The sequence below is a fragment of the Bacteroidota bacterium genome (genome assembly GCA_034439655.1).
Lineage (GTDB): Bacteria > Bacteroidota > Bacteroidia > UKL13-3 > UKL13-3 > CANJUD01.
Map to the genome: position 1 here is coordinate 16,000 of JAWXAU010000057.1, position 12,216 is coordinate 28,215.

The window sequence follows — 12,216 nt, forward strand, 5'->3', positions numbered from 1 at the left end:
GTACACTATGCTAAAAAAGATATATATATTATTGTTTAGTCTTCTTATTGGGTTTTTTACTTTTGCTCAAATAGTCAATTATCCTGCTAAAAAAATAGAAATTCAACATGGATTTAGTGCAAATTATTTTACTAACTCTGAATTAAACTTTAAATCACATAATCATTTTTCTACTAATTTTAGCCTTAGTAAATCCAATCAAATATTTTCGATTGGGACAATTTTTGGGAGCACGAAAAATGATAATTTAAATTTTTTCAAAGGTGGAATATTTTCTTATCAGTATTTTCCAAACAAAACAAACAAGCGTTTCAACTTTTATTTTATATACGATTTTATATATACATTTGAAAAAAGTGGATGGGAAAGAGAAATGCAATTCTCAGGAAACAATGAACATGTAACTTTTAACAGCCCCTGGCATTCACTGAAGAATCAGGTAGGATATGGGTTCAACGTGAATATATATAAAGGGTTTTATCTCACACAAAGTATGAGTATAGGGATTGAATATTATAATTTTGTGAGCAAGACTGTGGTAAAAAACCAACCACAATTATCGAGTACCTATTCAAGTGGGAATATTTTTTCGGGTTCGGGCACTAGTAGTTTGTTGAAATTAGGAATGGGTTATCATTTTAAGAAATGAAAAGAATTTTTATATATCTTCTGCTCATTCAAATATGTTGTACTACTTGCAAGCGTGAATCGTTCAACGACAAATGGGAATTAACTTTCAGCGATGAATTTACAGATACGGTATTGAATAGGAAGGTGTGGAAGACGAATTTCGTGTGGGAGTATCCAGAAGATCAACAAAAATATATTGATTCAGCATTTATAATAAAAGATGGGATTATGCATATTGTCACAAAAAGTGATACCGTGATTGGTTTGGTGGGTGGAAAAGACCATCAATTCTATTATTCTTCAGGAATTATTCAATCGTCTAGGTCATTTGAACAACTATATGGTTATGTAGAAATTAATTGTAAAGTACCATCGGGTATTGGATTCTAGTCATCTTTCGGGATGATGTCAAAATATGCGTGGCCTCCAGAAATTGATATTTTCGAAATTAGTGGACTTAGACCCAACAGGGTGAGTATGACAAATCATTTTGGGAATAGAAATGGGAATGAAAAGCAAACTAGTGGAGCATTTAACGGGTCTGATTTTTCGAATAATTTTCACAAATTTGCACTTGAATGGGATCCAAAAAAAATTATGTGGTATGTTGATGAGATAAAAGTATTTGAAACAGATTATGGAATACCAGATTTAAAAATGTTTTTGGTTTTAAGTGTAAGTTTGGGTGGAGGAAAATTCTCTGGAAAAGTTGATAATACTACGCCTTTGCCAAGTACCACCGATGTAGACTATATAAGAGTTTACAAGCAAAGAAAATAATACAACGACGATCAATTAATCATTTACTCCCAATACACCACCCACCCATCACAGCCCCAATAGATAATACTACAGACAAAAATATATATAATACCGCCACTGCCCATTTATCGTTTTGTATATATTGTAATATCTCTAAACTAAATGCCGAAAAAGTAGTGAAGCCACCCATAAAACCTGTAATGAGTATTAAACTCCAATCATTGGGCAAGCCTTGTTTTTTAAGATACGATGCTGCAAGTCCTGCTAAAAAACAACCTATAATATTAACACTAAAGGTAGGCCAGGGCCAAGTATTCATATTAAATGCAGGTAATAATTTGCCTACCAAAAAGCGGAGCAAGCTGCCCACTGCACCACCAAGCATTACATATATATAAGTTCTCATTGCTATATATTTTTTTGTTCCGCTAAAAACACTTCACTGCAATATTTTATTGATTCGGTCATAGGTATAAATTTAAACCCCAACTCACGTTTTATTTTGTCTGATGAATACTTACTTTCTAAAAGTGCCGTTCTTGCAAGCTCTTTGGTAACAATGGGTTCCTTGCCAGTGAGATAACTATATACACCAAATATTCGCCAGCCAATTTCTGATAAAAAAGGACCAATGTATATATGCGGTCTTTTCTTTTTAAGATTGTCAGCTATCATATTAAAGCAATCGAGAATACTTAAATTTTCACCAACCATTACATAACGCTGTGCTACGATATCACTTTCCATTAATTGTATCATAGCGTTTACCACATCACGCACATCCACATAACCGCCACCGCCTTTGGTATAAAACGGCAAACCTTTATATATATTATAATACATCCGGCCATTGCTTCGCTGCCAAGTGCCTGGCCCGTTTATAATACCGGGGTTAACCATTGCTGCTGGTAAGTCTTCCTCAATGCCACGCCACACTTCCATTTCGGCTTTGTATTTACTAATGGCATAGTTTGAATTATTTCCTGATGTTTCCCATTTGGTATCTTCATCTATTGCTTCCACACCCGATTGTGAACGACCCAATGCCGCTACCGAACTAGCATATATTAATTTCTTAACTCGTAGTGCCAACGCAGTGTTCACCACATTGGCCGTGCCTTCCACATTCACTTCCATCATCAGGTCGCGGTCTTTTTGCTTGAATGAAACCAAGGCCGCACAATGATATATATAATCACAGCCCCGCATGGCGTTTTCTAAAGAAATTATATCATTGATATCACCAAGTACCCATTGTAGTTTTTGTAAATGTTCAGGTGTTATACTATTAAGTTTGCTTACCAATTCAAAATCCGAAAAATCGGTTTGCACACGTTTAATAGCACGCACTTCTTTACCCTGCAAAAGCAATTTGCATATAAGCCAAGTGCCTACCAATCCACTACCGCCGGTTACGAGTATCATGGTGCAAATATAGGGGTCGGTTCGCCGCGACGAACGTGATACGGTTCGTCGTGGCGAATGGGGTGCTGACGCGGGATTGTAATGTGAGTTGGGATTCTACGTGCAGTGTGAGAAAATGAAATGCAATGATTATAATTTTGGTATATGTATTCTAGTCATACTTGTATTATTATTTCTCTATTCTTCGCCTGCCTCGCCGGCACGGCCTTCATTTTTGATGGCAAAATGAAGCAAAAACCTTTTTTTCTTACCTAGGCGATTTTTGCTTGGGAGGCCCAATGCAAAATCACGGTTCAACCACAGCCACTTATCTTATATGCAGTGTGGTTATGTTTCAGAGTTTTCATAATTAGTGAGTTTTAATACCATTTCTTAAACTATAATAGTTCTCCGTCTGTGGCGGATTTAGTTTTTAGAATGGTAATGCCGAACTACAACCCGAAAGCATTCGGGATTAGTCCCGCTTTTTTTGGACTATTATATATTGAGTTTCGGTATAAGTGCTGTGGTCGCCCGTGTATCGCTGGGTAAGCAAAAATATCTTCCAACTATGGCATTGTGGCAAGTATTAGAGCTTAGGTGCCTGCCATACCGGGTCTTAAATATTACGTAATATTCTAAAATTATGTTCGGAGTATATTTATACCATAATTTTTAACTAATGATTTTAAACACTTCTAAAATCTTAAATCGTTATTCCTTATTCTTAAATCAATTTAGATATTAGACTTATTTATATAGGATTTTGTCCCCCCGAATCCTAAATCACAAATCATCAAATTGTAAATATTAGATTCCCATATCTTTCAAATGCTGCTCCAAATGGTACTCATCTGGAATTAAAACATCTCGGGCTTTGCTGCCTGTAAAAGGCCCTACGATGCCAGCTTTTTCTAATTGGTCCATCAAGCGGCCCGCACGGTTATAGCCTAATTTTAATCGGCGTTGTAATAGTGATGTGGAGCCTTGCTGGTGTAGTACTATCATACGAGCAGCATCGGCAAACATCGCATCTACATCGCCTGCATCTATATCTTCTATACCACCTTCCATTTCGGGGTCTTTCACTTCGGGCAATCGGAAAGGTTCATGCCCGCGTTGGTTTCCTATATATTCTGCTACCCGTTCCACTTCGGGCGTATCTACAAATGCACATTGTACGCGTACCACATCATTTCCGTTTAATATAAGCATATCACCCTTGCCAATTAATTGGTCGGCACCATTGCCATCTAATATTGTTCTACTATCAATTTTGCTGGAAACTTTAAATGCAGCACGAGCAGGGAAGTTTGCTTTGATGGTTCCTGTTATCACATTCACACTGGGCCTTTGCGTAGCTAAAATTAAATGTATACCAATAGCACGGGCAAGCTGAGCAAGGCGGCCCACGGGGTATTCCACTTCTTTTCCAGCAGTCATCATTAGGTCGGCAAGCTCATCAATTACCACAACTATATAAGGCATAAAGTGGTGGCCTTGTTCTGGATTTAATTTACGCTCGAGGAACTTGGCATTGTATTCTTTCAAATTTCTCACACCCGCATCTTTCAATAGATCGTAACGTGTATCCATCAAAATACATAAGCTGTTCAATGTATTTACTACAAGTTTTGTATCGGTTATAATAGCATCTTGGTCGCCAGGAATTTTGGCCAAGAAATGTCGTTCAATGGTTTTATATAATGATAGCTCCACCTTCTTCGGGTCAACCAAAACAAACTTCAATTGCGATGGATGTTTCTTATATAATAGCGAAGTTATTATAACATTTATTCCAACCGATTTTCCTTGACCTGTAGCTCCAGCCATCAATAAGTGGGGCATTTTTGCAAGGTCGGCAACATATACATCGTTGCTAATAGTTTTACCAAAACATATAGGAAGGTCGGCATCCGATTGCTGAAATTTTGCACTGGCCAATAGCATTTTCATAGGCACCATTTCGGGGTTTTGGTTTGGCACTTCAATACCAATTGTCCCTTTGCCCGGTATAGGTGCGATAATGCGAATACCTAGAGCAGCAAGACTCAGGGCAATATCATCTTCCAAGTTTTTAATTTTAGAAATACGAACGCCCGCAGCAGGAACTATTTCATATAGGGTAACAGTAGGGCCAATGGTTGCTTTAATTTTTTCAATACCAATATTATAGTTTTTAAGCGTTTCAACTATAAGTTTTTTATTCTCCTCCAACTCATCCATGCTCACTTTGGTTTTGGTATCATCAAATTCTTTGAGTAAATCGAGCGTAGGTAATTTGTAGTCGCTGAATTCTAAAGTAGGATCATAAGGGGTGTCTATAGTAAATCTTTCAGGTCTTTCCGCATGCGGAGCTTCATCCGATTCAGGAGCAATCTCTAGTAAAGTTTCATCCGTTTTTTTTTTTTCTTTTTCTATGCCAACGTCCAAAGTAACCTCTGCTTCTGGTATGCTAGGTTCATCTGTTATTCCATAGGGGTCTTCTTTAATAATAAGTTTAAAATCATTGGGGTCTAAGGGCTGTTCATCGTCAATCTCGGGATGGGTAATATCTTCTTTATGGGTGTAATAGTCGTGGTTCTCGGGGGCTGTATTTCCCAAATCATCAACGGGCGGAATGGCAGTACCATCGGGCATTATAATCAAGGGTCTTGGGCGATGAAATTCGATATTCCATACCAAAACCGAAAATACCAAAGCATAAAAAATGAGAAATAATATAGCTCCAACCATGCCGAGTAATCCCTCCAAGTATTTGAAACCATGATATCCAAAAGCACCGCTCAAAAAATACCAATCGCCCACTGCATTGCATAATAGCCCAAAGGTGATGCTTGCCCATATCACGGTAAAAAAACTATATTTGAGTGTTTTAACAATGGGCAAAAACCAATGTTTGAAAAGCATTCGCCCACCCAGCAAAAAGAATAATAATACAAAAGCATACGAGGCTACTCCAAACCATTGGTGTATAAATACATGCGATATGATAGCTCCCAACCTACCCAACCAGTTATGGACGGCCTCGGGATTATAAGTTACAAACACATCCCAGCCAGAACCCAGCACCATACTTTGGTCGCTTTTCCACGTAAATAAAAATGACGTAAAAGCCAAAGCCAAATAAGCAGCGGTTAAAATAAAGAAAAGTCCAAGTATTTTATGGAACCTCGGGTCGAACAGAAACTCCCACCAAGCTTGCTTTGCAGGCTTAGCTTCGGGTTTTTCCTTTTCAAATTCTTCTGAAGGGACGGTATTTTCTAATTTCTTTTTGGCCAATTGTAAGAGTTACTTAAACCTTGCAAAAATAAATTGTTAAGCCACAATAGAGGTTTTGTTTTATGCACACGAAGGCGAAATAGTGGACAGGGAAATTTATAATAAAAAAAGCAGCTTTGCGGCTGCCTCATTGTCGTGCTACTATGAGTTATACCGAAACTCAATATATAATAGTCCAAAAAAAGCGGGACTAATCCCGAATGCTTTCGGGATTAGTTCGGCATTACCATTCTACAAACCTAATCCGCCACTGGCGGAGAACTATTATAGTTTAAGAAATGGTATTATTATTATAAAGGAAAGCGGACTGCTGCAAATATATTTCTGCCCGGGGCATTGATACCACTTGCAAAAGTGCGATACTGCGTGTCGAATATATTATCGATCCCAGCTTGTAATGTTATAAGTTTATGCACCTTGTAAGCGGCACGGAAATTTACCGTGAACCATGCAGGCATTCCCATAGCTGTTGCATATTGTTCATTATCTTCGCCAGCCAAATAGTAATCTTTCAGTTTTTTACTACTATTATAATTGATAAAGAAATTATAATTGAATTTATTATAACTATAAGTTAATTGTAAACGCAAATTAAGTGGAGCAATATGGTCGAGCGGGTAATCATTGCTATCAGTTTTAACTCTTCCATAAGTGTAGTTTAAGGCAAATGTTAGTAATAAATTATCAGCAATTTGAGATTTAATATTGGAAGAAAATCCATATATGTATGCACTGCGTTTGTTTTGGTTTGCTACCACTTTACTTAGTGTGCCATTATATAAAATAGAGTCTTGGTCATTATATTTAAATTTGGCTGAGACAATAGCATCCAAAAAATTAGTATAGTAGAGAACGTGCTCCCAACTGGTTTTTTTATTATATATTTTGGTGATGCCAAATTCATAATTTATAGTTTTTTCGGGTTTTAAATTATTGTTGGGAACAATTAATACGCCTGGAGCCGATTCGAATACTTTAGCCAAATCGTCAACATTGGGAGCACGGAAACCAGTAGACAAAAGCAAAGATAATTTTAAATCGTCGGAAGGATTATTGATGATACCAACACTTCCAGAATAGACAGGATTACTTTGGTCCACTTTATTGAAGGGCAAATGAAAAAATGAAGTATCAACAAAAGTGGCACGAAGAGCTATAAGTCCAACACGTATTCCATCAGTTAAAACCAGTTCTTTGTTTAGTTTCCATGTATGAGAAAAATAAAGAGCTGCATTGGTCATGGTATTCATCCCATCTGGATACCTAGTGTCAATTGGCTTGCTTTCACCGTTGGCAATATTCACCACATTGGCGGTCGACTTAAGACTATTATATTGTGCATCGAGTCCGAAACGGATATTGTGGTTTTTAATGATCCGCTGAAAGTCGAGATTGGCTCCCATTACATTTACATTCTCCATGCGGTGTTGAATTTCGTCTTTACCAAATCTTCGGGTATGGCGGCTTTCTTCAATGTTTTGGAAATTAATGCCTGCATGTATATTCTGAAAAAAGGAGGCTGGTTTGCTGATATTTAAATCATAAGCACCAAGCACTCGCATTTGTGGGCCATAATACCACTCAGCATATTTCAAACTTTTTCCTTCAGGGTCAGTTAGGCGGTCGTAGCGGGGAATATCGGTCGAGTTTGAATATTGAAGGTTTATGCCATGTGTAATATGTTCATTTTGTTTATAAGCAAATTTTTGAACTATATCATATTGAGAATATCCACTTTGGGTTTGTAAATAGCGGTCGGCATTTTTAACCAATGAGTCTTTTCCATTTATTCTCTCGACATAAAATGGGCGTTCTCCATAAGAGCCTGAATAAAATGGGTTTTGATTTTTACCACCTTTCAAATCGCCGAATGAAGAATAGGTAAGCGAGGTAAACGAAGCGAATTTTTTGCCGCCAATATTGAAATCAACGTGGTTGGTAAATTCATCGTCAACGCGACCGTGGCGAGTAAACGCATTTACTTTGATATGCTGTTTTTGACCCTCGCTTGCAAACTGTGCTTTTTTAGTATAAAGGTGAATAACGCCACCCAATGCATCGCTTCCATAAACTGTAGATGCAGGTCCGAATAGTACTTCAACTCTTTCAAGTGAATTGTTGTCGAGTGTTAGTATATTTTGTAAATGACCTGCTCTATATATGAGGTTGTTCATACGCACACCGTCTATCACCATCAGTGTACGGTTTGCTTCTAAGCCTCGTATAATGGCACTTCCGCCGCCTAGTTGACTCTTTTGAATAAATACATTGCCCGTGCTCGATAGTAAGTCGGCAGTGCTTTGCGATTGAGAATTTGCAATTTGAGTTGCGTTAAGCACCTGCACTTGTTGTGGCACTGTTTGTTTTGTTTCTTCTACTTTATTCACAGAAATAACGGCCTCATTTAAGGTAATATTTTTGGAGGTATCCGTTACCGTTGTTTGTGAATAGGAGAATTGAGAATATAATGTTAGGAGCAATGCTGCGATTGCCCTGTTTTTTAATTTCATGGGTTTGAATAAATTAGTTGAATAAAAAAAATACTTCAAAAACTCCCCTTGCTAGTGGCGGTATTTGAATAATAATAATATTTTTTTAAACTAACTCAGGAGGTGGAGAGCAAATTTCTGATGTGTGAGAAATAATGGTCTCACTATAATTATGGAAAAAATTTTGCTGCAAGCCCGCAAATACAGGGTGATGGCAATAGTTGGCGGGCAGATAAATTAAACTTAAAAGTTTGATAAGTTGATTGGGGAGTTCCGTATTTTGCTCACTATTTGCATTCACTATATTTTTTATCTTAGCCAAAACAGCTTCCTCGTCAGTATCATTAAAGGCAAGAAATTCTACTTTATCACCTATCATATTAACAGATTTTATATCATATAACCTGTCGTTTATTTTTATTTCGTCATCATTGATTTTGCCCTTTTCAAAATCGTTGCGAGATAGTGTGAACTTTTCAAATGCTGTTTCGTCGTTCTTAAGTTTTTCATGCATATCATATTGCACATAGCACTGTTGCATTTGGTAAAGCAAAAGGATTCCTCCCGATTGAATCAAAAGTAAAATGAGTAATAATATGTAGCCGGTTCTTTTCAGATGTAGGATTTTGGCCACGAAGTTAAGCATAAGAATAAGGATCTGGTGAATTTATTGTTGGTATTATAGCCTATCGTTTCTTTTAATATGGTGGTTGAACAATACGCAACAGCCTTTATTAGCCTTATCGAATTACATGATAAACAGAATATCTACTGGGCTTAACTTTGTGTGCAATCGTTCTGGGCTTTAAGGTACGCAAGCTTCTCAAATCATTCTCAGTCACACCTGGATGTGCTTTTTTATTGAATACAAAAAAGTTGTCCAATATTTTTATATGGGCTTGAAATTTTGGAATTTCATAAGTGTACACATCCCCAAATTTGCCATAAAGTTTGGAGCGAACTATAATTTTGCCCTGCTTCTGCACAAAAAGTTTTACGGTATGGATATTTTTTGTTTTGTCGATGGGGGTGAGCCTTATCTGTTGCATCACTACCCCGTTTTCCATTTTCTCCTCAACAAATTCGCTGATAAAGCCTTTCTCGTAAGTGTTCAATATTTTTTGTGGACTCAAATCATTTTTTGAAGCATTGAAAGTATTGATTTCTACTTCATTGTCTTCTTTATTATACTTCCAAATGGTTTTGCCATCGCAAAATATCTCAAGGTTGCCCATTTCAATTTTAAATTTAAGGCCCTTTACGTAAAGAGTCCCTTTTTTAGTGATATTTATTTTGTCTTTTTTGTTCTCCAAATTATAAACAAAGCTTGCCTTATAGGTTTTGAAACTCTTGTATTTGGCAGACACGGCTTTGAGGATAGAGTCAGACTTATTGTCTACAGCAAAGGTTTTACCCAATGATATCAGAACAAGGGCAGATATTAGAATGTATTTTTTCATGTATTTTAAATCGTTTGCAAAAATATAAACGTTTGTACCAAAGTAGGTTTCAAATATTCAGCCAAAAAACTTTTTATGAAACATGAATAAAATCATTTTTTATAATAGTTACAGGGTTAAATTTGCAACCCCAAAATTCAACTAACAAAGAATGAATACAAAAGCATCAAACGAACACAACAGCCGCTTGTTGGAACAAGTAGTTGCCGTTGTTGGCAAAATCAACAACAATCTTTCACCCGCTGCACTTGTGCAAAAAGCCCTCGAACGCAAAGAAGGCGTATTGGCCGATAGCGGAGCTTTATGTGCCGATACTGGCGAATTTACTGGACGTTCGCCCAAAGACAAATTCTCGGTTTGCGATAGCACTACCGAAGATGTAGTGTGGTGGGGCGATGTGAATTTCAAATTCACACCCGACCAATTCGATGCTTTATTGGCCAAAATGTTGGACTACTTGAAAGGCAAGGAATTGTTTGCCCGCGATTGTTATGCCTGTGCCGATCCCAAATATCGTTTGAACGTAAAAGTAATTACAGAAACTGCCTATTCAAATATATTTGCCCATAATTTATTTCTTCGTCCCGAAGCATCTGAATTAGAATCGCTCACCAGCGATTGGGTTATTTTAAATGTGCCTAGTTTCCGTGCTACGCCTGCTGAGGATGGTACCCGTCAACATAATTTCTCTATTATAAACTTCACCAAAAAAATATATATTATTGGTGGCAGTGGTTATACCGGCGAAATCAAAAAAGGTATCTTTACAGTTTTAAATTATAGTATGCCACACGAGCATAATGTATTGTCGATGCACTGCTCGGCAAATACTGGTAAAGATGGCGATACCGCTATTTTCTTCGGATTATCAGGTACTGGAAAAACTACTTTAAGTGCTGACCCAAACCGTGCTTTGATTGGTGACGACGAGCATGGATGGAGCGACAATACCGTATTTAATTTTGAAGGTGGTTGCTATGCAAAATGTGTAGACTTAACCCATGAAAAGGAACCCGAAATTTTTGAAGCAATTAAAGAAGGAGCTTTATTAGAAAATGTTCGTTTCATTGATGGAACCAATACTCCTGATTATACAAATATTAGTGTTACGGAAAATACTCGTGCTGCCTATCCGATGTATAATCTTAAAAACTTTGCAAAACCTAGCATTGGAAATGCCCCGAAAAATATATTCTTTTTAACTGCTGATGCGTTTGGCGTTTTACCTCCAATTTCACGTTTGGATGTGGGGCAGGCAATGTATAGTTTCATTAGTGGTTATACTGCTAAAGTTGCAGGTACCGAAGCTGGCGTAACAGAGCCACAGGCAACCTTCTCGGCATGTTTTGGAAAAGCTTTTTTACCTTTGCATCCAGGTCGTTATGCAAAATTATTGGGCGAAAAATTGAAACAAAATCCAGACATTAAAGTATGGTTAATTAATACCGGTTGGACAGGTGGTCCTTATGGTGTGGGTTCACGTATGAAATTGAGTTTTACCCGCCGTATGATAACTGCTGCTCTTACTGGTGAATTGGATAATGTATCCTATGAAAATCATCCTGTATTTGGTTTCGCAATGCCAACCACTTGCCCTGATGTTCCCGTAGAAATATTAAACCCACGCAATACTTGGAGCGATAAAGAAGCCTACGATCAAAAAGCCAATTACCTTGCAGAATTGTTTGTGAAAAATTTCAAACAATATGAAGATGGTGTGAGTGAAGAAATACTTGCGGCTGCTCCCAAAGCAGTAGTGAATGCGTAAATAACTATTATATACTTCAATTGGTCGATAAAAGTAGTACGGACAAGGATACAGTTAAGCTTAGCGAGGAACAAATTCTTATGCTAAAATTAAGTGATTGGGATATCAAAAATGGTAAATTAATATCTCAATCACAGCTTGACAAAAATGATTTGAAATGGCTTAGGTGTTATTGAGGTTATATAATAATTTTCAGGACTTTATATTTTATCCCTTCTTTTAATATTATTGTTGAAAATAAGTTGAATGAAAATCATAAACCTCCAAATCCTTCTTGATATAATAGATGGGTTAGGAATTGCTTTTATATTTATAATCGTATTTAGGGTCTGCTCATAAACTAAAAAAAACTGTTATACTTACTATAAATTAGTATTTTATGCAATTAGGTCGTTGATTTTGCTGCAAGGCTTTTTAGCGA

The 12,216-nt window shown here is 37.0% G+C and carries 10 protein-coding genes; 4 read left to right on the forward strand and 6 right to left on the reverse strand.

Annotated elements, in window-relative coordinates; all coding sequences use genetic code 11:
* Positions 1-7: 7 nt before the first annotated feature.
* From SGJ10_03430 to SGJ10_03440, 3 genes are read left to right on the forward strand one after another with little or no spacing between them, the layout of a single operon-like run.
* Positions 8-649 carry a hypothetical protein gene (locus SGJ10_03430; GenBank protein MDZ4757177.1) on the forward strand — a complete coding sequence of 214 codons (642 nt, stop codon included), beginning with the start codon at positions 8-10 and terminating at the stop codon, positions 647-649.
* The gene (locus SGJ10_03435; protein ID MDZ4757178.1) at positions 646-1,020 is read left to right on the forward strand and encodes a hypothetical protein; all 375 of its coding nucleotides are present in this window, start codon (positions 646-648) and stop codon (positions 1,018-1,020) included. The genes SGJ10_03430 and SGJ10_03435 overlap by 4 nt, the downstream gene beginning before the upstream one ends.
* A gap of 12 nt (positions 1,021-1,032) precedes the next feature.
* Positions 1,033-1,410, forward strand: a complete 378-nt coding sequence (locus SGJ10_03440) for a glycoside hydrolase family 16 protein (GenBank protein MDZ4757179.1) — start codon at positions 1,033-1,035, stop codon at positions 1,408-1,410.
* Between the two features lie 19 nt (positions 1,411-1,429).
* On the opposite strand, the gene crcB is transcribed toward SGJ10_03440, so the two are convergent.
* The 6 genes from crcB to SGJ10_03470 form a co-directional block, all read right to left on the reverse strand.
* Positions 1,430-1,798 (reverse strand): fluoride efflux transporter CrcB, encoded by a 369-nt coding sequence (crcB, locus tag SGJ10_03445; GenBank protein MDZ4757180.1) that lies wholly within the window; start codon positions 1,796-1,798, stop codon positions 1,430-1,432.
* 2 nt (positions 1,799-1,800) lie between these two features.
* Positions 1,801-2,817 (reverse strand): NAD-dependent epimerase/dehydratase family protein, encoded by a 1,017-nt coding sequence (locus SGJ10_03450; GenBank protein MDZ4757181.1) that lies wholly within the window; start codon positions 2,815-2,817, stop codon positions 1,801-1,803.
* A gap of 789 nt (positions 2,818-3,606) precedes the next feature.
* Positions 3,607-6,078 (reverse strand): DNA translocase FtsK 4TM domain-containing protein, encoded by a 2,472-nt coding sequence (locus SGJ10_03455; protein MDZ4757182.1) that lies wholly within the window; start codon positions 6,076-6,078, stop codon positions 3,607-3,609.
* 290 nt (positions 6,079-6,368) lie between these two features.
* The gene (locus tag SGJ10_03460; protein ID MDZ4757183.1) at positions 6,369-8,588 is read right to left on the reverse strand and encodes a TonB-dependent receptor; all 2,220 of its coding nucleotides are present in this window, start codon (positions 8,586-8,588) and stop codon (positions 6,369-6,371) included.
* A gap of 85 nt (positions 8,589-8,673) precedes the next feature.
* Entirely contained in the window at positions 8,674-9,108 is a 435-nt protein-coding gene (locus tag SGJ10_03465; GenBank protein MDZ4757184.1) for a hypothetical protein, read from the reverse strand.
* Between the two features lie 199 nt (positions 9,109-9,307).
* Positions 9,308-10,027, reverse strand: a complete 720-nt coding sequence (locus tag SGJ10_03470) for an outer membrane lipoprotein carrier protein LolA (GenBank protein MDZ4757185.1) — start codon at positions 10,025-10,027, stop codon at positions 9,308-9,310.
* Between the two features lie 151 nt (positions 10,028-10,178).
* Between SGJ10_03470 and pckA the strand changes: the two genes are divergently transcribed.
* Complete coding sequence (gene pckA, locus SGJ10_03475) at positions 10,179-11,795, forward strand: phosphoenolpyruvate carboxykinase (ATP) (protein MDZ4757186.1); 1,617 nt, start codon at positions 10,179-10,181, stop codon at positions 11,793-11,795.
* The last annotated feature ends 421 nt before the right edge of the window (positions 11,796-12,216 follow it).